17 protein-coding genes and 1 pseudogene are annotated in these 21,539 nt (G+C 70.7%); 8 read left to right on the top strand and 10 right to left on the bottom strand.

Annotated elements, in window-relative coordinates:
• Positions 1–156 precede the first annotated feature (156 nt).
• A pseudogene (locus ACH35V_RS23995) lies at positions 157–1,131 on the bottom strand (methionine ABC transporter ATP-binding protein); the annotation flags it as partial.
• Between the two features lie 659 nt (positions 1,132–1,790).
• On the opposite strand from ACH35V_RS23995, the gene ACH35V_RS23990 reads away from it, so the two are divergent.
• From ACH35V_RS23990 to ACH35V_RS23975, 4 genes are all read left to right on the top strand, one after another.
• Positions 1,791–2,360: a hypothetical protein gene (locus ACH35V_RS23990; protein ID WP_395975209.1), complete on the top strand. Its 570-nt coding sequence runs from the start codon at positions 1,791–1,793 to the stop codon at positions 2,358–2,360.
• Between the two features lie 40 nt (positions 2,361–2,400).
• Positions 2,401–2,982 (top strand): TetR/AcrR family transcriptional regulator, encoded by a 582-nt coding sequence (locus ACH35V_RS23985; protein WP_395975208.1) that lies wholly within the window; start codon positions 2,401–2,403, stop codon positions 2,980–2,982.
• An 80-nt stretch (positions 2,983–3,062) separates the two neighbouring features.
• Positions 3,063–3,809, top strand: coding sequence for an SDR family NAD(P)-dependent oxidoreductase (locus ACH35V_RS23980; protein WP_395975207.1), 747 nt, complete (start codon positions 3,063–3,065; stop codon positions 3,807–3,809).
• 110 nt (positions 3,810–3,919) lie between these two features.
• Positions 3,920–4,612, top strand: coding sequence for a class I SAM-dependent methyltransferase (locus ACH35V_RS23975; protein ID WP_395975206.1), 693 nt, complete (start codon positions 3,920–3,922; stop codon positions 4,610–4,612).
• 21 nt (positions 4,613–4,633) lie between these two features.
• Here the strand turns inward: ACH35V_RS23975 and ACH35V_RS23970 are convergent, their stop codons facing one another.
• Together ACH35V_RS23970 and ACH35V_RS23965 are read right to left on the bottom strand one after the other, a co-directional pair.
• Entirely contained in the window at positions 4,634–5,908 is a 1,275-nt protein-coding gene (locus ACH35V_RS23970; protein WP_395975205.1) for an alpha-amylase family protein, read from the bottom strand.
• A gap of 95 nt (positions 5,909–6,003) precedes the next feature.
• Positions 6,004–7,167: a lactate 2-monooxygenase gene (locus ACH35V_RS23965; RefSeq protein WP_395975204.1), complete on the bottom strand. Its 1,164-nt coding sequence runs from the start codon at positions 7,165–7,167 to the stop codon at positions 6,004–6,006.
• A gap of 147 nt (positions 7,168–7,314) precedes the next feature.
• On the opposite strand from ACH35V_RS23965, the gene ACH35V_RS23960 reads away from it, so the two are divergent.
• Together ACH35V_RS23960 and ACH35V_RS23955 are read left to right on the top strand one after the other, a co-directional pair.
• On the top strand, positions 7,315–9,804 hold the full coding sequence (locus ACH35V_RS23960; protein ID WP_395975203.1) for a DNA topoisomerase (ATP-hydrolyzing) subunit A: 2,490 nt from the start codon (positions 7,315–7,317) through the stop codon (positions 9,802–9,804).
• A 56-nt stretch (positions 9,805–9,860) separates the two neighbouring features.
• The gene (locus ACH35V_RS23955; protein ID WP_395975202.1) at positions 9,861–10,427 is read left to right on the top strand and encodes a thioredoxin family protein; all 567 of its coding nucleotides are present in this window, start codon (positions 9,861–9,863) and stop codon (positions 10,425–10,427) included.
• A gap of 28 nt (positions 10,428–10,455) precedes the next feature.
• Here the strand turns inward: ACH35V_RS23955 and ACH35V_RS23950 are convergent, their stop codons facing one another.
• The 4 genes from ACH35V_RS23950 to ACH35V_RS23935 all read right to left on the bottom strand — a co-directional run bounded on the left by ACH35V_RS23950 (position 10,456) and on the right by ACH35V_RS23935 (position 15,021).
• Positions 10,456–10,845, bottom strand: a complete 390-nt coding sequence (locus ACH35V_RS23950) for a hypothetical protein (RefSeq protein ID WP_395975201.1) — start codon at positions 10,843–10,845, stop codon at positions 10,456–10,458.
• A 66-nt stretch (positions 10,846–10,911) separates the two neighbouring features.
• Entirely contained in the window at positions 10,912–11,571 is a 660-nt protein-coding gene (locus ACH35V_RS23945; protein WP_395975200.1) for a response regulator, read from the bottom strand.
• A gap of 52 nt (positions 11,572–11,623) precedes the next feature.
• The gene (locus ACH35V_RS23940) at positions 11,624–12,796 is read right to left on the bottom strand and encodes a histidine kinase (protein WP_395975199.1); all 1,173 of its coding nucleotides are present in this window, start codon (positions 12,794–12,796) and stop codon (positions 11,624–11,626) included.
• 134 nt (positions 12,797–12,930) lie between these two features.
• Positions 12,931–15,021: a type IIA DNA topoisomerase subunit B gene (locus ACH35V_RS23935; protein ID WP_395975198.1), complete on the bottom strand. Its 2,091-nt coding sequence runs from the start codon at positions 15,019–15,021 to the stop codon at positions 12,931–12,933.
• Between the two features lie 357 nt (positions 15,022–15,378).
• Between ACH35V_RS23935 and ACH35V_RS23930 the strand changes: the two genes are divergently transcribed.
• Complete coding sequence (locus ACH35V_RS23930) at positions 15,379–15,609, top strand: hypothetical protein (protein ID WP_395975197.1); 231 nt, start codon at positions 15,379–15,381, stop codon at positions 15,607–15,609.
• Between the two features lie 180 nt (positions 15,610–15,789).
• Here the strand turns inward: ACH35V_RS23930 and ACH35V_RS23925 are convergent, their stop codons facing one another.
• Positions 15,790–16,515: a GNAT family N-acetyltransferase gene (locus ACH35V_RS23925; RefSeq protein WP_395975196.1), complete on the bottom strand. Its 726-nt coding sequence runs from the start codon at positions 16,513–16,515 to the stop codon at positions 15,790–15,792.
• Positions 16,516–16,538: 23 nt separating this feature from the next.
• Between ACH35V_RS23925 and ACH35V_RS23920 the strand changes: the two genes are divergently transcribed.
• Complete coding sequence (locus tag ACH35V_RS23920) at positions 16,539–17,282, top strand: YaaA family protein (RefSeq protein WP_395975195.1); 744 nt, start codon at positions 16,539–16,541, stop codon at positions 17,280–17,282.
• A gap of 96 nt (positions 17,283–17,378) precedes the next feature.
• Here ACH35V_RS23920 and ACH35V_RS23915 read toward each other — a convergent pair whose 3' ends face one another.
• A complete protein-coding gene (locus tag ACH35V_RS23915; RefSeq protein WP_395975194.1) occupies positions 17,379–19,055 on the bottom strand; it encodes an RNA polymerase sigma factor in 1,677 nt (558 codons plus the stop codon).
• A 254-nt stretch (positions 19,056–19,309) separates the two neighbouring features.
• Positions 19,310–21,490 (bottom strand): SpoIIE family protein phosphatase, encoded by a 2,181-nt coding sequence (locus ACH35V_RS23910; RefSeq protein WP_395975193.1) that lies wholly within the window; start codon positions 21,488–21,490, stop codon positions 19,310–19,312.
• Between the last annotated feature and the right edge of the window lie 49 nt (positions 21,491–21,539).

The raw sequence follows: 21,539 nt of genomic DNA, 5'->3' as shown, positions 1-21,539 counted from the left end.
CGTCCCGGCGGCGGACGTCCCACCAGCCAGCGTCTCGGCGGCGGACGTCCCGGCAGCGGGCGTACCGGCAGCGGGTGTTCCGGTGGTCGACGGCCCAGCGGTCGACGTCCCAGCGGCGGGGGTCTCGGCGGGAGAGGTTTCGGCGGTGGGGGGCTTGACGGTCACGGCTAGGCCTGCCTCGCGTAGGAAGGCGAGCTGGGCGGCGTTGAGGGACGGGTCGCCGGGGAGTTCGAGTTGGAGGCGCCCGACGCGTTCGCCGCCCACCGTCTCGACGGCGCCGCCGAGGATGTTGACGTCCAGGGAGTACTTGCGGGCCAGCGCCGACACGAACGGCTCATCGGCGGCCCCGCCGACGAAGGTGACCTCGACGAGGGTGTGGCCCGCACGGGGCTCGGCGGGCGGCAGCGGGAACAGGCCGCGGGCCAGTTCGGAGTCCGGACGGGCGAGCAGCCCGGTCACCGGGCCCTGCTCGGTGAGGCGGCCGTCCCGCATGACGGCGGCCGAGTCGCAGATGCGCTTGACCACGTCCATCTCGTGGGTGATCAGCAGGATCGTGAGGCCGAGCCGCCGGTTGAGGTCGCGCAGCAGCTCCAGGATCGACGCGGTGGTCTCCGGGTCGAGCGCGGACGTGGCCTCGTCCGACAGCAGCACCTTCGGCCGTCCGGCGAGGGCGCGGGCGATGCCGACGCGCTGCTTCTGCCCGCCGGAGATCCGCGCCGGGTACGCCTTCGCGTGCTCGGTGAGCCCGACGAGGTCGAGGAGCTCGGCGACGCGGCGGGCCCGTTCGGCGCGCGGGACGCCCATGACCTCCAGCGGGAACGCGACGTTGCCGGCGACGGTCCGGCTGCCGAGCAGGCCGAAATGCTGGTGGATCATGCCGATGCCCTGGCGCGCCCGGCGCAGCTCGCCGCCGCGCAGGGCGAGCAGGTCCCGGCCGTCGATCACGACACGGCCCTCGTCCGGACGTTCCAGCAGGTTGACGCAGCGCAGCAGCGTGCTCTTGCCGGCGCCGCTGCGTCCGAGGACACCGAAGACCTCGCCCTCGGCGACGGTCAGGTCGACGCCGTCCACGGCGGTCACCTCGCGGCCGCGGCCGCGGTACACCTTTCGAAGCTTTTCGATCTGAATCACAGGGAATCAATCCATGCGGACGGAAGGCCACCGGTCAGGCGGCGGTGAACAGGTCGGGACACGCCACAGAAGGGCGCACGGCGGCAGCGCGGCGCACGGCGGCAGCGCGCGAAGCTCAGCCGGGCACGTGCGTGCTCAGGAGAGGCCGGGCGGGTACGGGGCGTGGCTCAGCAGATGACGTTCGAAATTCATGCGTGTCTCGCGTGTCGGGATCCGGCTCGCTTCGGGGCGCGAGGCTCAGGCAGGGGCCCTCAGCGGTCACACATTCGACGACAGCACATACGCCGCATGGCCCGCGCGGTCTGCGGGCGGTGCTCAAGGCACAGGCGTACGGAGGTCATGTCAGCAGTTAACCCGCTCCACACAAATGACGCAAATCCAGGCGGTGTGGTCACCGTCACTCTTCGTCGCGGAAGTCAAGGCAGGCGACGGCGGACGAAGATGCGGCGCAATCCGGAATCGAGTGGGCTGAAGGGGAGATGAAGGACGTGTAGCGGCGCATGGACGGGAGTACGCCAGACGGGTGAAACCAGACGAGCCGGACCTCTAGAGTGTGTCCGACGTGAGGGCCCTCTCGCGGGAGGGCCCTTTGTCCTGCCTGCACGTTGTCTCGCCTGCACGATCCAGAGGTCCCGCACCATGAACGACCACCCCGCACCATGAACGACCACGAGGTCCGCGAGGAGTGCATGCGGCTCCTCCGGGACGGCCTCCCCGACCCGGCTCCCGCCGCCCGCGACGACGGACGGGACTTCCTTCCGCTCGGGCTCGACATGGACGGCGACGTCGCCGTTGTCACGTTCCTGCACGAGCGGGGCGACGCGGCGCCCGGCTTCATCGAGGGCTGGACGTTCCACCGCCGCGACGGCGAGTGGATGGAGCTCGGCGGCGCCGGCGGGTCGGCCCCAGACGAGCCCCTGGCGCGCCGCTCGTCCGGTGAGATGGGTCGCCACCTGCTGAAGTACGGGTCGGGCCGGACGGTCCGCAACGCCAACCGGCTGCTGCCGTGGGGCGCGAAGTGGGTGAACGAGGCGCGGCTGCGCGCGGCGGCGGAGGTCGCGCGGATCCGGGTCGGCAAGCGGCTGCTGGACGTTCCCGCGCACGGCCACGTCGCCGTCGTGTGGGGCGCGCGCCGCGGCCCGGTCGTCGAGGCCCTCGCGGCGGACGGGTCGGTGCTGGACGCCCTGGACCTGGACCGCCCGGCCGCACCGGCCCGGCCGCAGCACTGATTCTTGACCGTTCGTTCTCGATAGGGCTATCGTCCAGGCCATGGCACGGACGAAGGAGTTCGACCCGGACGCCGCCCTCCGGCGCGCCCTGGACCTGTTCTGGGAGCGCGGGTACGAGGCGACGTCGATGGCCGATCTCGTGGCGCATCTGGGCGTCGCCCGCGCCAGCATCTACGCGACGTTCGGCGGCAAGCACGAGCTGTACCTGAAGGCGTTCGAGCACTACCTGCGGACGACGGACCCGGCGATCGCGGAGGCGCTGTCGCAGCCGGGGCCCGTCCTGCCGCAGGTCAAGGCGCTGATCGAGCGCTATGCCCGGGAGTCGTCCCGCGACCGGCCGAGGCACGGCTGCTTCGTCGTCAACACCGCGGTGGAGCTCGCCGCCCGCGATCCCGAGGCCGCCCGCCTGGTCGAGGCGAGCTGGAACTTCCTGGAGGCGTCGCTCACCTCGGCACTCACCCGGGCTCGCGCGCAGGGCGAACTGCCGCCCGATCGGGACCCGCGCGCGCTGGCCCGGTTCCTGGTCGTCTTCTTCCAGGGCCTTCGCGTGCTGGGCCGCGCACCCGCCGACGACAACCGCCTCCATGACGCGACACGCGAGGCACTGGCCGTCTTCGACTGATTCCTTCCCGTCCTTCAGTAGGGCGGGTCTTCTGCGGTCCAATTCAAGAACGATCGATCTAGTATCTAGGAGCCAGGTTCATGACGTTCGACGGCAGCATCGTGCTCATCACCGGCGGCGCGGGCGGTATCGGCCGCAGCATCGCGCACGCCTTCGCCCGCGGGGGCGCCACGGTCGTCCTCGCCGGACGCGACGCGACCGCGCTCGCCGAGGCGGCCAAAGAGATCGGCCCGTGCGCGGACCACGTCATCGCCGACGTGACGGACCCGTCCGCCGTCGCCCGGATGGTCGAGACCGTCGCCGCGCGCCACGGCGGCCTCCACGTCGCCGTCAACAACGCCGGGATCTTCGGCGCCGCCGGGCCGCTCGCCGACGTCGACGAGGCCGCCTGGGACGACGTCCTCGCGGTGAACCTGACCGGCGTGTTCCTGTCGATGAAGCACGAGATCGCCCACATGCGCGGCCACGGCGGCGGGGCGATCGTGAACATCTCGTCCAACATCGGCGCGCACGGCCGCCGTCCCGGACTGGCGGCCTACGCGGCGTCCAAGGCGGCGGTCAGCGTTCTCACCCGCGCCGCGGCCCTCGACCACGTCGCCGAGGGAATCCGCATCAACGCGGTCAGCCCCGGCGCCACCGACACGCCGATGTCGCTGCTGCCGGGCGAGACCCGCGCCCAGCGCGCTGAGCGGATGCGCACGGCCGCCCCGTCCGGACGCGTGGCGGACACGTCCGAGGTGGCCGAGACGGTCCTGTGGCTGGCGTCGGACGCGTCCAGCCACGTCGTCGGGCACGACCTGGTCGTGGACGGCGGCGCCACTGCCTGACACCCCCGCGAGACTGCCTGACACCCCCCCGCGCCACTGCCTGACGACCTCCCCGCCACCGCCTGACGTCCGATCGCTTTTCAGGGCGGTTCACCGGGAAGACTCAGTCCATGGCCCTCACACCCGACTACGACTCGGACCCGGAGCGTTTCCGCCTCGCCTCCAGGGTCACCAGGAAGTACCTGATCGGGGCGCGGAGCCTGCACGACCACATCGCCTCGAAGCTGCTGCACGGCGGGCCGTCCATCGTCCTGGACATCGGCTGCGGGGAGGGCGCGCTCAGCGACGCCCTCCCCGCCCCGCCGCCGTTCCGGCTGGTGGGGCTGGACGCGTCCGCCGCCCTCCTGCGCGCCCATCCGAGGCCGCGCGTCCGGGCCGACGCGCTGCGCCTGCCGTTCCGGGACGGGACGTTCGACGCCGCCGTCGCCGTGAACATGCTCTACCACCTGGACGATCCCGGTCTCGCGCTGCGCGAGGCCCGCCGCGTCCTCGCGCCCGGCGGCGTCCTGCTCGTCACCGCGATCTGCCGGACCGACAGCCCCGAACTGTCGCCCGTCTGGCGTCCCGAGCCGACGACGTTCGACGCCGAGGAGGCCCCGGCGCGCGTCTGCGAGGTGTTCGGCGAGGTCGAGGTGGAGCGATGGGACGCGCCGCTGATCACGCTTCCCGACCACGACGCCGTCCGCGACTACCTGATCGCTCGTCACATGCCCCGGTCGCAGGCGGCCGAGGCCGCCCGGCGGCTCAGGACGCCCCTTCCGGTGACGAAACGGGGAAGCCTGGTGCTGGCCCGCCGCTCGTGAGCGTCATGGGCGTCATGGGCGTCATGGCCGGGCGATGGCCCAGCCAGACGGCGGAACGGTGGCACTGTCGCCGGTGAAAACCGCCTGGCCGGCGACGGGCGTCCAGTGCGCGGCGGGCAGATACACCTGGGCGGGCTCGTCATCCAGGTTCAGAACGACCGCGAGCCGCTCTTCGCCATACCCGACCGTGTAGGAGAAGGCCGTGTTGGTCAGGGTCTCCGTCGTGCTGTGGGCGCGGACCAGCCAAGCATGGCGACGTCTAAGCCCGATCAGTTCCTGATGCAGCCGGTGGTAGGGCTCACCATGTCCGGCCGTCTCGTCGGGACGTTCCGGGAACTCCGGCCGTATCGCGTCGTCCCCACCCTCCCGTTCCTCCTTGACGCCTTGGAACGCGAACTCGTCACCGGCGTAAATGGACGGGACGCCGCCAACGGTCAGCAGAATCACCAGCGCGTGGGCGAGAAAGCGTTCGTCGTCTAGGCGGCTGGCCAGGCGGGTCACATCGTGGTTGCCGAGGAACGTCTGCGGCACGAACGTGTCGAGCATCCCGTCGTGCCGGTCGAGTGCGTGGGCCAGTTCATAGAAATTGCGGTCGTTCAGGGCGCTCCAGATGGCCTTCCACAGCTCGTACTGGGTGACGGAGTCGAATCCGGTGCGTTCGACCAGGCGCGCATAGTCGCCGTGGATGACTTCGCCAACGAGCCATGCCTCGGGGAAGCGCGCGCGGAGACGGTCCGTGACCGTCCGCCAGAACTCGGACGGGACGGCGTAAGCGGCGTCCAGGCGCCAGCCGTCTATGCCGCGCTCCAGCCAGTGGGCCATGACGTCGGTGACGTAGTCGGCGACTGCGGGCTCGGCGTGGTTCAGCGTGACGAGGCGGTCGTGCCCCTCGAACGTGCGCAGGTCGGGATGGAACCACGTCCGGTACGGGGACGCGTCGCCTCTGGCGGCGACGTCCGCGAACGGCGGGAAACTCCGTCCGACATGGTTGAAGACACCGTCGAACAGAATACGGACGCCTTTCTGGGACGCCTCGTCGATGAGCCTCTGCAGATCGTCCTCACCGCCGAGCCGTGGATCGACGCGGTAGTGGTCGACGGTGTCGTAGCCGTGCGTCTCGGACGCGAACACGGGGCCGAGCGCAAGCCCGTTGCAGCCAAGCCCCAAAAGGTGGTCGAGCCAATCGGTGACCCGCCCTAGCCGCGCCTCCCTGGGGGCGGACGTGACCTCGCGCTCGGCCCCGACGAAGCCGAGCGGGTAGACGTGCCACCAGATGGCGTGATCAGGCCAGCGCATGCGCCTCTCCCTACCCCAGAGACACGCCCGGTCACGCACGCACGAGCTCCGTCACCCGCGCACGAGCGTCCAGTCACGCGCGCATGAGTCGCCAGTCACGCGCGTACGAGGACCTCCGGGGTCAGTTCGTCTGGACGGGTGAAGCCAGAGAGCGCCAACGTCAACTCCAGTTCCGCCTGGAGGCAACGCAGGACGTGCTGTACCCCCGCCTCCCCCGCGAGCGCCAGCCCATAGGCGTACGGACGCGCGACCAGCACCGCCTCAGCGCCGAGTGCGAGCGCCTTGGCGATGTCCGATCCCGTGCGGATTCCGCTGTCGAACAGCACCGTCGCCTGGTCGCGGACCGCGTCGACCACTCCCGGCAGTGCGTCGAGGGAGGCGACGGCGCCGTCCACCTGCCGTCCGCCGTGGTTGGAGACGATCACGCCGTCCATGCCCGCGTCGACGGCCTGGCGGGCGTCGTCCGGGTGCTGGATGCCCTTGAGCGCGATCGGGCCGTCCCAGTGCTCCCGCAGGAAGATCAGGTCGTCCCAGGTCAGGCTGGGGTTCCCGAAGTTGGCGACCCAGTGCAGGATCGCCTGGTCCCGGTTGGCGTCGGTGATCGGGCCGCCGACCATGCCCTGGAAGACGGGGTCGCTGAGATAGTTGGCGACGCCGATTCCGCGCAGGAACGGCAGGTACGCCTGGTCCAGGTCGCGTGGACGCCACGCCAGCGTGAACGTGTCGAGAGTGACGACGAGCGCCGTGTACCCAGCCGCCTTGGCCCGCTCCAGGAAACTGACGGCGAGATCCCGGTTCTTCGGCCAGTACAGCTGGTACCAGCGCGGCCCGTCGCCGTTCGCGTCCGCCACGTCCTCGATGTTGTGCGAGGACGCCGTGCTCAGCACCATCGGTACGCCTTCTGCCGCCGCCGCCCGCGCGACGGCCAATTCACCATCGGGATGGACGATCGACAGAACGCCGATGGGCCCGAGCACCACCGGGGACGGCATTTCGGTGCCCAGCACCTGCACGGACAGGTCGCGGTGGGCCACGTCCCTGAGCATCCTCGGCACGATCCGCCACCGGTCGAAGGCCGCGCGGTTGGCCCGCGCGGTCGCCTCGCTGCCCGCCGCGCCCGCCACGTACCCGAACGCCCGCGCGGACAGCGACCGCTCGGCGAGGGCCTCCAGCTTCGTCAGGTCCGTCGGCAGCGCCGGGACGACGTCGCCGAGCCCCTGCAGATAGATCGAGTTCTGGAAGTCGGCCAGCGCGCTCAAGGATGCCTCCACCTGCGGAGATCGGAACCGTCCGGGACCAATCTGCCAGTTCCGGGGAGGTGACGGAACGGCACCGATCAGGCGAACCGGACGCCACACCCGGTGGGGCGGGCGAAAGTTGTCCCTGGGACCGGCAACAATGTGGGCATGGCACGACGCGGATCCCAGGCACCTCCCCCGCCGCCGGACTTCGAAGAGAACATCGTCGACGTCGACGTCTCCGACGAGATGCGCGGCAGTTACCTCGAGTACGCCCTCTCGGTGATCTACCAGCGGGCGCTCCCGGACGTGCGCGACGGGCTGAAGCCCGTCCAGCGCCGGATTCTGTACTCGATGAACGAGATGGGGCTGCGCCCCGACCGCGGGCACGTCAAGTGCGCCCGCGTCGTCGGCGAGGTGATGGGCAAGCTGCATCCGCACGGCGACAGCGCGATCTACGACGCGATGGTGCGGATGGCGCAGTCCTGGGCGATGCGGATGCCGCTGGTCGACGGGCACGGCAACTTCGGGTCGCTCGGCGGCGACGACATGCCCGCCGCGATGCGGTACACCGAGGCGCGCCTGTCCCGCGAGGCGATGCTCATGGTCGCCTCCATCGACGAGGACACGGTCGACTTCCGCCCGAACTACGACGGGCAGGAGCGCGAGCCCGAGGTCCTCCCGGCGGCGTTCCCGAACCTGCTGGTGAACGGCGCGGCCGGCATCGCGGTCGGGATGGCGACGAACATGGCGCCGCACAACCTCGGCGAGGTCATCGCCGCGGCCCGGCACCTGATCGACCACCCCGACGCCACCCTCGACGACCTGATGCGCCACGTCCCCGGCCCCGACCTGCCCACCGGAGGCAAGATCGTCGGCCTGGACGGCATCCGCGACGCCTACGCGAACGGCCGCGGGACGTTCCGCACCCGCGCCACGACGACCATCGAGAACGTGACGCCGCGCCGCAAGGGCATCGTCGTCAGCGAGCTGCCGTACGCGGTCGGCCCGGAGCGCGTCAAGGCCAAGATCAAGGAACTGGTCAACGCGAAGAAGCTGCAGGGCATCGCCGACCTGAAGGACCTCACCGACCGCAACGTCGGCCTCCGCCTCGTCATCGAGATCAAGAACGGGTTCAACCCGGAGGCCGTCCTGCAGGACCTCTACCGGCTGACGCCGATGGAGGAGACGTTCGGCATCAACAACGTCGCGCTCGTCGACGGGCAGCCCCGCACGCTCGGGCTCCGCGACATGCTGCAGGTGTACGTCGACCACCGCATCGACGTCGTCCGCCGCCGCTCGATGTTCCGCCGCAAGAAGCGCGAGGACCGCCTGCACCTCGTGGACGGCCTGCTCATCGCCCTCCTCAACATCGACGAGGTCATCCAGGTCATCCGGCAGAGCGACGACGCCGCGCAGGCCAAGCAGCGCCTGATCCAGATCTTCGAGCTGTCCGACATCCAGGCCCAGTACATCCTCGACACGCCGCTCCGCCGCCTCACCCGCTACGACCGGCTCGAGCTGGAGAAGGAGAAGGAGCAGCTCGCCAAGGAGATCGCGCAACTGACCGCGATCCTCGAATCCGAGAAGAAGCTCCGCGGCGTCGTCTCCAAGGAACTCGGCGAGGTCGCGAAGGAGTTCGCCACCCCGCGCCGGACGATCCTCCTCGAATCCTCCGGGCAGGCCGCGGCGACGGCCGTCCCGCTGGAGGTGGCCGACGACCCGTGCACGGTGCTGCTGTCGTCCACCGGCCTGATGGCCCGCACGCACGAGCCCGGCCCGCTGCCCGACAGCGGCCCCCGCACCGCGCACGACGTGCTGACGTCCGTCGTCCCCGCCACGGCCCGCGGCCAGATCGGCGCGGTGACGTCACACGGCCGCATGATCCGCGTGGACGTCCTCGACCTGCCGACGCTCCCGTCGTCGGCGACGCCGCCGTCCCTGGCGGGCGGGGCGGCGGTCACCGAGTACGTCGACCTGGAACCGGACGAGACGGTCGTGGGCATCGCCTCCGTCACCGACGAGGGCGGCGGGCTGGCCCTCGGTACCGCGCAGGGCGTGGTGAAACGGGTGGTCCCCGAGTTCCCGGCCAACCGCGACGAGTTCGAGGTCATCGGCCTGAAGGACGGCGACCGCGTCATCGGGGCCGTGCAGCTCCTCTCCGACGACCAGCACCTGGTGTTCATCACGACCGACGCGCAGCTCCTGCACTTCCCCGCCTCGATCGTCCGGCCCCAGGGGCGTGCGGCGGGCGGCATGGCGGGCATCAAGCTGGGCGCGGACGCCCGCGTCATGTGGTTCGGCGCGATCGACCCGTCCCGCGAGGCCCGCGTCATCACGGTCTCCGGCTCGTCGTCCGCGCTGCCCGGCACCGAGACCGGCGCGATCAAGCTCGCCGACTTCGCCGACTTCCCGGCCAAGGGGCGCGCGACCGGAGGCGTCCGCGCGCACCGCTTCCTCAAGGGCGAGGACGTCCTGCTCCAGGCGTGGGCGGCGCCGACCCCGCTCCGCGCCGCGGCCGCCAACGGCAAACCGGCCATGCTGAACGTGACCCTGGGCCGCAGGGACGGCTCCGGCGAGAAACTCGACAAGCCCCTGACCGCCATCAGCGGCCCCCTGGGCCCGCCACCCCCCGAGGAGGACGACCCCGAGGAGTGACCACGGCGCGCTGCGGGCGGGGTGCGCGGCGCGTGGGGTGGGCCAGAATGGGCGGTATGCCGATCGCATCGTTCATGGTTCCGCTCGGGTCCCCGGTTCCGGCGTTCAGCCTTCCGTCCATCGACGGCAGGACGGTGTCGGACGACGACTTCCCGGAGGCGTCCGCCCTGCTGGTGGCGTTCCTGTCCAACCACTGCCCGTACGTGCGCCGCATCGAGGACGCTCTCGGCGCGGTCACGTCCGAGTACGCGGGCAAGGGCCTCGCGACCGTCGCCGTGGGCAGCAACGACGTCGTCAACTATCCCGACGACGGCGTCGAGCACCTGCGTGAGCAGGCCGAACGCGCCGGGTTCGCGTTCTCCTACCTGGTGGACGAGTCGCAGGAGACGGCCCGGGCGTTCCGCGCCGCCTGCACGCCCGACCTCTTCCTGTACGACGGGGAGCGGCGGCTCGCGTACCGGGGCGAGTTCGACGGCGCCCGCCCGCGCAACGACGTCCCAGCGGACGGCGCCTCGCTCAGGGCCGCGCTCGACCTGGTGCTGGCGGGCAAGGACGTGCCGGAGCCGCACACGCCCAGCCTCGGCTGCGGAATCAAATGGAAGCCCGGAAACGAGCCGGTGTAATACAGCGCTTGTAATCACACAGGCCGAGTTACGCGGGAGTGGCTTCGCCCTCGCGCGGACGCGGTAGCACGACGGCTCTGACGTTCTTCGACCGCAGGCCGCGTTCGGCGGCCGCCGCCAGGGCTTCGAGCAGGTCGGACGGCCCGCCGTCGGCGTCGTCGTAATGCCAGAAGCGGACCAGTTTCTCGCCTTCGGCGCCCGGATTGAAACGGCCCGTGGTGAAACAGCCGGCGACGGCCATGCGGACGATGACGCGGGCACTTTCGTCCAGTTGCATCACGTAGGCGGCCGCGTCGATGAGACCGATCGCGGCGCGTGCGTTGCGGCCGTCGTCGCATGGGTCGGGACGGTTGATCCGCCATTGCGCGTACGGGCGCAGATAGTCCGCGATCATGCAGGTTCTGAGCACGGTCTTCATGCTTCCGGCCGCCGGGACGCGCCCGCCCGGCCTTTGACCGAGATCTTGCACCGTGGTGATCGACGATCAACCGGCGAGGCCGTGCCTGAACGCGTAGGTAACGGCCTGCGCCCGGTCACGCAGGTTCGCCTTGGCGAACAGGTTGTTGATGTGCGTCTTGACGGTCGCCTCGGAGATGAACAGGTCGCCGGCGATCTCGGCGTTGGAGCGCCCCTGCGCGATCAGGGCGAGCACCTCGGCCTCGCGCCGCGTGAGGCCGTCCGGCAGCCCGTCGCGGCCGGGACCGCGGGGCCGGTCGCCGGTCGCGACGGCCTCCACGAGACGGCGCTGGACGGCCGGGTCGAGCTGCGCCGCTCCCCCGCGGACGGCGGCGACGGCCCGCGCGATCTCGTCCGCGCCGGCGTCCTTGGTGAGGTAGCCGCGGGCCCCGGCGCGCAGCGCCGCGAAGATCGACTCGTCGTCGGCGTAGGTGGTGAGGACGACGATCTCCACGTCCGGATGGGCCTCCTTGATCCGGCGGGTGGCCTCGACGCCGTCCATGCGCGGCATCCGCAGGTCCATCAGGACGACGTCCGGCTCCAGTTCGGCGACCATCGCCACGGCCTGCTCGCCGTCCCCGCAGGCCCCGGCGACGTCGAGGCCGGGCAGCAGTTCGAGCAGCAGCACCAGGCCCTCGCGCACGACGGTCTGGTCGTCCACGACCAGGATTCTCGTCTTCTCGCTCACCGCGCCCCGTCTCCCGTCACACCGGCCCTACGCGACAAACCGGCATCACGCGTCACACCGGCACCTGGAGGGACACACGGAATCCCTTGCCGTCCGGGCCCGTCACCAGCGTCCCATCGATCAGTTCGGCGCGCTCCCGCATCCCGACCAGCCCGTACCCGCCGCCGCCCAGTTCCACGACGGGCTCGGTGGCGCCGCTATCGGTCACTTCGAGTTCGACCCTGTCGTTCAGATACCGCAGGACGACCCGTACGCGCGCGCCAGGAGCATGTCTGCGGACATTCGTCAGCGCCTCCTGCGCAGTACGGACGACGGCGAGCCCCGCCTGCGGCGACAGTTCGCGCGGTACACCGGTCACCTGCACGTCGCAGGGGCGGCCGGTGCCCGCATGGAACTCCTCGGCCAGTTCCGCCAGGACCTCCTTGGGCTCCGGGATCTCCCCGCGAAGCGTGGCCAAGGCCCGCCTGGTCTCGTCCAGGCCCGAACGGGCGAGGTTCCGCGCGCGCTCCACCCGGTCCAGGGCCTGCACACGGTCGCCGTCGCGGGACAGCAGCAGCCGCGCCCCCTCCAGGTGGACGATCTGCGCCGACAGCGAATGGGCGAGGATGTCGTGGATCTCCCGCGCGATGTGCGACCGCTCGGCGAGCACGGCGTTGGCGGCCTCCGCGCGGCGGGTCGCCTCCTGAGCGACCATGCCCTGGCGGCTCGCGGCGGCGCCCAGCGTGACGCCCATGAAGGCGATGAGCAGCCCGAGATCGGCGCCGTCGTCCCGGAAAAGCGCGCCGAGGACGCTCACCGCGAGGACCGTCACACCGCTCGCGGCGATGCCCAGGAGCAGGGGCAGCCGGAAGAACAGCGCCCAGAGGGCGATCATCGCGACGACGAACCCGCCGCCGAACTCGGGCTCGATCCCGTAGAAGGTGACCGAGGCCGTCACGGCGCCCACCAGCAGGACGATCGACGCCGTCCGCCACCGCGACTCCTTGTCCCGGCCGGCGCGCACGCCGCCGACCAGAAGGACGATCATGACGACGTTCAGGACGGTGATGACCAGGCCGACCCCGTGCAGCGCCGGCGGGTCCTCGGAGTCGAAGAGGGCACGCACGTAGGAGAACAGCGCCCACGCCAGCAGGACGCCGACGATGGCCGCCAGTGCGAACCGCTCGACACGCGCCGTCCTGCACTTCACCGACTTCACGGACTTACCGGACTTCGCGGACTTCACGGTATGAAGCTATGGGACGGCGGCCGTGCGCGGATCAACGTCAGGCTGGAGCTCCGCTCTCCACCGCCGGGTGGACGCGCCCATCCGCTGCCGGGCGGCGCGCCCATCCGCTGTCAGGGCGGGCGGGCGGCGGGTCAGACGTCGATGCGTTCGGCGTCGAGTTCGGACGCGCCGGCGGTAATGAATGCGCGCCGCGGGGCGACGTCGCTGCCCATCAGCAGCTCGAAGATCTTGGTCGCCTCGTCGGCGTCCTCGACGCGGATCCGGCGCAGGATGCGGTAGCGCGGGTCCATGGTGGTCTCCGCGAGCTGGTCGGCGTCCATCTCGCCGAGGCCCTTGTAGCGCTGGACGGGCTCCTTCCAGCGCTGGCCCTTGCGCTCGAACTCGACGAGCTTGCGGGTCAGCTCGCCGTCGCTGTAGCAGTAGACGTACTTGTCCTGGCCCTTCTTGGGCTTGACCAGCTCGATGCGGTGCAGCGGCGGGACGGCGGTGTAGACGCGTCCCTCCTCCAGCATCGGCCGCATGTAGCGGTACAGCAGCGTGAGCAGCAGCGTGCGGATGTGCGAGCCGTCGACGTCCGCGTCCGCCATCAGGATGATCCGGCCGTAGCGGGACGCGTCGATGTCGAACGTGCGGCCCGACCCCGCGCCGATGACCTGGATGATCGCGGCGCACTCGGTGTTCTTGAGCATGTCGGCGACGGACGCCTTCTGCACGTTGAGGATCTTGCCGCGGATCGGCAGCAGCGCCTGGAACTCGGAGTCGCGGGCGAGCTTGGCGGTGCCGAGCGCCGAGTCGCCCTCGACGATGAACAGCTCGCTGCGGTCGTCGGCGGTGCGGCAGTCGACCAGCTTGGCGGGCAGCGCGGAGTTCTCCAGCGCGTTCTTGCGGCGCTGGTTGTCGCGCTGGGTGCGAGCGGCGATGCGGGTCTTGGCGGCGCCGGCGACCTTCTCCAGGACGGCCCGCAGCGGCTGCTTCTGCCCGCGCGGCGGGTTCTCGAAGATCCCGCGCAGCTCCCGCAGGACGACCTGGGACACGATGCGGGTGGCGGCGGACGTCCCGAGGACCTCCTTGGTCTGCCCCTCGAACTGCGGCTCGGGGAGCCGGACGGTCACGACCGCGGTGAGTCCCTCGAGGACGTCCTCCTTCAGGACGTCCTCGTCGCCGTTCTTCAGCAGCTTGGTGGCCCGGAGCTGCTCGTTCAGCACCTTCAGCACAGCGCGGTCGAACCCGCGCACGTGCGTGCCGCCCTTCGGGGTGGCGATCACGTTGACGAACGACTTGGTGATCGTGTCGTAGCCGGCGCCCCAGCGCAGCGCGATGTCGACTTCGAGGTCGCGTTCGACGTCGGTGGGCGTGAGGTGGCCCTGGTCGTCCAGGACGGGCACGGTCTCGGTGAAGTGGCCGCGGCCCTGGAGCCGCAGGACGTCGACGACCGGGGCGTCCTTGGCCAGGTAGGCGCAGAACTCGCTGATGCCGCCGTCGAACCGGAACGTCTCGTCGAGGACCTCCTCGCCGCGCTCGTCGCGGACGTCGATGGTGAGGCCGGGGATGAGGAACGCGGTCTGCCGCATCCGGTCGAGGACGAGGGACTGCTCGACCGTGGAGTCCTTCAGGAAGATCTGCAGGTCGGGCCAGAAGCGGACGCGGGTGCCGGTGACCTTCTTGGCGACCTTGCGCACCTTCCGCAGGCCGGACTTCTTCTTGAAGCGGGCGTTCGGGCGCCCGTCGTCGGCGAACTCGCCGGGCAGGCCGCGCCGGAAGCTGATCGCGTGGGTGTGGCCGTCGCGGTCGACCTCCACGTCCAGCCGCGCCGACAGCGCGTTCACCACGGACGCGCCGACGCCGTGCAGGCCGCCGGACGCCGTGTAGGACACCCCGCCGAACTTGCCGCCCGCGTGCAGCCGGGTCATGACCAGCTCGATGCCCGGCAGGCCCGTCTTCGGCTCCAGGTCGACCGGGATGCCGCGGCCGTTGTCGGCCACCTCGAAGGACCCGTCCGCGTGCAGCGTCACGCTGATGTGCGTGCAGTAGCCGGCGAGGGCCTCGTCGACGCAGTTGTCGACGATCTCCCACAGGCAGTGCGCGAGGCCCCGGCTGTCGGTCGACCCGACGTACATGCCGGGTCGCTTCCGCACGGCCTCCAGGCCCTCCAGCACCGAGAGGTGCCGGGCGGAGTAGCCGTGCGGGTCTTCGGTGGTCGCTTCAGCGGTCGCGGCGGTCAACGTGCGTGCGCTCCTCGGGGGTGGGACGGTCGGCAGAAGAGTACCCCCGGCAGCCGACAATCCTCCGAAAGGCTCGCCGCCGCGGACGTTCCGGCACGCCTGAGCGGCGGTTCCTGACGGTTCGCCAGGCTACCCGGAACGCGGGCGTCCGCATTGCCGCAATTAGGAGTCCCTGCTCAGCGTCATGGCGGACGGCGGACTGATCACCATGCCGCCCTTCCGGCGGGACGCCGCCCGCTGTGACGTCGGTCACTAATTGGGCCATTCTGCTGTGGGCGTACGAAGAACCAGGTTGGGAACGTCAGCGTCGGGTTAGATGTTGTCCTAAGTACCGACCCCGAGCATGAGGAAGGTGCCGTGACTGGAGCCCTTGCCCCAACCAAGCCGTTGACCGTCGCCGACCGATGCGACCGCTGCGGCGCTCAGGCCTACGTCCGTGCAGTCCTTGTAGGCGGCGGCGACCTTCTGTTCTGCGCCCATCACGGACGCAAGTACGCAGAGGCCCTCCGCGCCAACGGGGCCGACATTCAGGACGAGACCGACCGGCTCATCGAAACGCCGACCGTCGCCCCGGACGACGAGCGGTGATCCCCATATAGCAGGAGCCTAGAACGGCGGCCATCGGAGACGGTGGCCGCCGTTCGCATTCCGCCCGTTCGGCGCTCCCCGAGCGAATTGAGACCCGACTCCGCTGCGTAATCAATTGATCGCGTAGCGTTTCAGCGAATGGCCGCCCGGGTGATGTGGATCACCGATCCGGTCCTGTCCTCAGCCGCCGGTGACATTCTTCACCCGATAGTGATAGCCGCTGACGTGCGCGAATCCCTCCGACTCGTACATCGCCCGCGCGGGCGCGTTCCGCTCGACGACGACCAGGTAGGCGCGCTCGCATCCCTGCTCGCGTCCCCAGTCGAGCAGGGCGCGCAGGACGCGCCGTCCCAGGCCCCGCCTGCGCGCTTCTGGCGCGACGGCCATCGCGTAGACGCCGAGCCACTCTCCTTGGGGGACGGCACGTCCGACGGCGACGCCGTCCAGTGACGCGTAGGCCGCCGGTACACCGGTGAGGATTTTCTCCGCCGTCGGGAGCTGATGGTCGAAGCGGCCGTCCACCGACCACCAAAGGTCCAGCCACTCCCTGGACGGCGCCGACGCGATCTCCACCCCGTCACGCTCGTAGGGGCCGGCTACGTCCGCCACCAGGGCGAGCGTCGGATCCACTAGCTCGTAACCGCGTCCCTCAAGGAACCCGTCGAGTTCCGCAGGCTTCGCCTGGGCGTCGATCGAGAACACAGTCGGCAAACCAACTGCGGTGTAGAAGCGCTCCGCCTGATCGACGGCGCGGCCCACGTCCCCTGGGTCGCCCAGAGGCAGGACGGAGTTGGCCCGCTTGGTCACCCCCGCGGCGTGCCGAAGCAGCCAGCCGCCCATATCCTGGGTGGACGGCGCGGGCCATGCCTCGGCGACAAGCCGGCCGACCTCCGGGAACCGCGTCATCCATCACCGCTTTCGGGGGGATCGTGCACATCCTGCTGCCGCCGTCGGAGAAGAAGGCTACCGGCGGGGACGGTCCGCCCCTCGACCTGGACTCGCTGAGCTTCCCCGGGCTCAATCCGGTGCGCGAACGCGTCCTGAAGGCCCTGACGCGGGCGAGCAGGCGCAAGAACGCGGCGGAGGTGCTCGCCCTTCCGGCGGGCCAGGCGGACGAGGCCCGGGCCCGCAACCTCGCACTGCGCGAGGCGCCGACACTGCCCGCGGCGCGGCTCTACACGGGCGTGCTGTACGACCACCTGAACCTCGCCGACCTCGACGCGGAGGCCGCCGCCGAGCAGATCATCGTCTTCTCGGGGCTGTGGGGCGCGCTGCGGCTCACCGACCGCGTCCCGCCGTACCGGCTGAGCATGGCGGTGTCGCTGCCCCCTGCCGGACGTCTGGGAACGCTCTGGCGCCCGCCAATGCGCAAGGCCCTGCGCCTGGACGACGACCTGGTCGTCGACATGCGGTCCGGGCCGTACGCGTTCGTGTGGAAGTCGCCCGGGCCGGCCGTCGCCGTACGGGTGTTCCGTGAACAGCTCGTCGACGGCGTGCCGAAGCGGACCGTGGTCAGCCACATGGCCAAGGCGACCCGCGGGCAGATCGCGCACGACCTGCTCAAGGCGGGCGCCGCGCCGCGCACCCCGGACGCGCTGCTGAAGGCCGTCGCCGACCTCGGCCACACCGCCGAGCTCAACGGCGCGAACCTCGACATCGTCCTGCCCGACTGACCACGCGGTCCTGGCCGACTACCACACGATCCCGCCCGACTGACCACACGAAACAGGGCTCCCGTCCGGGAGCCCTGAATCCGTCTTGCGGGAAGGTCAGTCGAGGTAGTCGCGCAGCACCTGGGACCGGGACGGGTGGCGCAGCTTCGACATGGTCTTGGACTCGATCTGCCGGATGCGCTCCCGGGTCACCCCGTACACCTTGCCGATCTCGTCCAGGGTCTTCGGCTGGCCGTCGGTGAGGCCGAACCGCATCGACACCACGCCCGCCTCGCGCTCGCTGAGCGTGTCCAGGACGGAGTGCAGCTGCTCCTGCAGAAGCGTGAAACTGACCGCGTCCGCCGGGACGATGGCCTCGGAGTCCTCGATGAGGTCGCCGAACTCGCTGTCGCCGTCCTCGCCCAGAGGGGTGTGCAGCGAAATCGGCTCGCGACCGTACTTCTGAACCTCGACGACCTTCTCCGGGGTCATGTCGAGCTCCTTGGCGAGCTCCTCCGGGGTGGGCTCGCGGCCCAGGTCCTGGAGCATCTGCCGCTGGACGCGGGCCAGCTTGTTGATGACCTCGACCATGTGCACCGGGATGCGGATGGTGCGGGCCTGGTCGGCCATCGCGCGGGTGATCGCCTGCCGGATCCACCAGGTGGCGTACGTGGAGAACTTGTAGCCCTTGGTGTAGTCGAACTTCTCGACCGCGCGGATCAGGCCGAGGTTGCCCTCCTGGATCAGGTCCAGGAACAGCATGCCGCGTCCGGTGTAGCGCTTGGCCAGCGAGACCACCAGCCGGAGGTTGGCCTCCAGGAGGTGGTTCTTGGCGCGGCGGCCGTCCTCGGCGATCCACTCGAAGTCTTCGAGATCCTCTTCGCTCATCGCGGCCGCGGCGACGGCGAGGCGCTCCTCGGCGAAGAGCCCGGCCTCGATGCGCTTGGCGAGCTCCACCTCCTGCTCGGCGTTGAGCAGCGGGACCTTGCCGATCTGCTTGAGGTAGTCCTTGACCGGGTCGGCGGTGGCGCCGGCGGCCGCGATCTGCTGCGCGGGGGCGTCCTCGTCGTCGTCGCCGAGGGTGAAGCCCTCCTCCTCGGCGGGCGCGCCATCGGCGGGCTTGCCCGGGGCGGGCGCCGCCGCCTTCGCAGCGGGCGCGGCGACGACCTCGTCCTCCTCGGGCGTCTCCACGGCCTCGGGGGCCGCCACTTCCTCGAGGTCGACATCGAGGTCGGCGAGGTCGGCGTCGAGGTCGACTTCCACGTCGTCGTCGACCTCGGGGTCGTCGGACGCCTTCTTGTCGGACTTGGCCGGGGCGGGCTTGGCGGCCTGCGCCGCGCCCTTCTTCGCCTGCGCGGCCTTCTTGGACTTGGGGCCCTTCGCGGGCGCGGCCTTCTTCGGCGGCGCGGGCTTGGCGGCCACGGGACGCGGCTCGGCCACGAGCTCTTCGGCGACCTCGTCGACGACGTCGTCCCCGACGACCGCGGTCACCGTGTCGGGCTGCTCCTTGGCCGCCGCGGCGGTCTTGGGCCTGCGCACCGGCTGCGCCGCGCGCTTGCGCGAACGCTTGGGCGCCGCGGAGTCGGCAGCGCTCACCATGACGGTCACACCCTCCTTGCTGAGGCTCCGCAGAATGCTGGAGGCCGCTGACACGGGGATGTCGGCCTCCTCGAACGTACGTCGTACGTCGTCGGCTTCGAGGCGATTGCCCTGGGACCGTCCACGCTCGATCAGTTGCGCGATGACGTGATCGTGCAGATCTGACGCTTTCGAGGTCGAGCTAGCAGGCGACACAAATACCTCTCGAACGAACGTGTGGCTTGGCTGACCCAAGTGCCCTGACGGGCCCGGCCTCACACTGTGTGGGACCGCACACGGGGCGGACCTCCCGGTGCGGGACCGCAGCGTACCCGCTCTCCTTGGGTCAAGCATTCTGGCACTGCTGCGCATTCCGCCTGTGAAGTCCTACCCGGTAACTCTCCACCTTAGAGGGCGCGGGGCGGTCCTTCGTACGTGCTGAGCCGTCTCCGCGTCGTCTTCGGCGCGGTTCAGGCGGGCTTGGGCGGGACGTGCAGGGCAAGCACGGTCACATCGTCTACCTGCTCATACCCGGCAAGCATCCGATCGACCAGGAAGTCGACGAGTCTTTCGGGATCTCCTACCACTTCAGGTGGGGCGTCCGCCGCTACGGCGACAAGCTCATCCAGCCCTGCGTCCACCCCACGCCTACGGTTCTCCACAAGTCCATCGGAATAGAACACCACAGTGTTGCCGGTCTCGATGGAAAAACTTGTCTGCTGCCGCTGGCTCGGCCAGCCGAGGGGCGTTCCCGGCTCCAGCGAGCTGACGCGCGCGGGCGTGTCGGGCGAGATCAGGAGGGGTGGCGGGTGGCCGGCGTTGCTGAACTCGCCGTGCCCGGTCTCGGGGTCGATCACCACGTAGGCGACGGTGGTGAACTGCTCCTCGTCCTCGGTGGCGCTGAACAGCCGGTCCAGCCCGGCGAGGACGGCGGCGGGACGCGGGTCGTTCAGCGCGAGGGCGCGCAGGGCGTTGCGGACGCGTCCCATACCGGCCGCGGCCAGGACGCCCTTGCCCATGACGTCGCCGACGGCCACGGCGAGGCGGCGGTCCGGGAGCCGGAACACGTCGTACCAGTCGCCGCCGACCTGGACGTGGCGTGTCGCGGGGTTGTAGCGGGCGGCCAGGACCATGCCCGGCAGCTGCGGCAGATCGCTGGGCAGGAGGCTGCGCTGGAGCTCCTCGGCCGTCTTGTGCTCGCGCTCGAACAGCAGGGCGCGCTCGACGGCCAGGGCACACTGGCCCGCGAGGGCTTCCAGGAAGACCCGCTCCTCCTCGGTGATCTCCCTAGGACGGGTGAACGAGAAACGGAGGGCGCCTATGGGCGCGCCCGCGGCCAGTAGCGGAAGACCCACCCAGGCGCGTTCTTCGGTGTGCTGGGCGAACAGGTCCTTCTCTCCGTGGCCGAGTTGCAGGCGCAGGCTGTCGGGATGCTCGGCCAGGAACGGGCGGCTCTCGCGCACCGCCACCGACATGACGGTCTGGTCACTGACCTTGATCGCGTCGCGGTGGGCGGGACTGCTGTCGCCCTCGGCGCCCGGCTGCGAAGGGGCCACGATGCTGAGGCGCAGCTTGTCGTCGTCCAGGAGCGCGACGGCGGAGTAGTCGGCGCCGATGGCCGACCGTCCGACCTCGGTGATGACCTGGACGACCTGCGACACCGTCAGCGCCTCGGCCAGCATCGAGGTGGCCTGCTGGAGGCGCGCCGTGCGCAGCGCCGCCGCCGACAGCTGCTCGGTCAGCCGTCCGCGCATCTCCTCGGCCTCGCGCTGCCCGGTGACGTCGGTGTTGGCGCCGACCCACTCGATGACCGCGTCGCCCTGCCAGATGGGCACGGCGCGTACGTCGAAGTGGCGGTAAGTGCCGCTCTTGGTGCGGATCCGGTAGTTGGTCTCGAAGACCCGGTTCTCCTCGACGCACTCGCGCCAGGCGGCCTCGATGCGGGGACGGTCCTCGGGGTGGACCACGGCCAGCCAGCCGCCGACCGCGTAGTCGTCCGGGGCCTGGCCGGTGATCGCACGCCATTCGGGCGCGTCGTCGATCACGCCGCCGCCCGGGGCGGCGACCCAGACCACCTGGGCGCTGGCCTCCACGAGCGAGCGGTAGCGCTGCTCCTTGCGGCGGATGACCTCCTCGGCCCTGCGCCGCTCGGTCACGTCCAGCGCGGTCAGGACGACGCCCAGGTGCTTGCCGTCGGCGCCCTTGGCGGGCAGCCACGAGCAGGCCAGGATGCGCTCTTCGAGCGCCGTCGCCAGGTCCGCCGCGTCACCGGGCGTCATGGGCGACCCCGCCTGCGCGGACGTGCCGTCATGCTCGCCCGCGGCGGGCTCGCCGACCGGGACGACCAGGTCGAGATCGCTCAGCGGACGATTCTCGTCGATCACCTTGCGGAGCGCCGACTCGAACGCCGTGGCCAGCGCCTCGGGCAGGACCTCACCGGGCTGTCGCTGCTGCAGATCGCCCACGGGCACGCCCAGTAGCGCGGCGAGCGCGTCGTTGGCCCTGCGGCAGCGCAGATCGCGGTCGAAGAACGCGAGCCCGGCCGGGGCCTCGGTCAGCAGCGTCGCGTACAGCGCGGCGTCCGACGCATCCATGGGCTGCCCCTCCACCCCTGAGACGCGGGGATGCGGGACGGACGTCTCGGTGCTCATGGACAACACCTCCGCCCCAGAGGATCCCGTACCGCGCGGCAAGTTTTCA

It is taken from the genome of Actinomadura sp. 1N219, from assembly GCF_044326405.1.
GTDB lineage: Bacteria > Actinomycetota > Actinomycetes > Streptosporangiales > Streptosporangiaceae > Spirillospora.
This window is presented reverse-complemented; position numbering and strand designations above follow the sequence as displayed.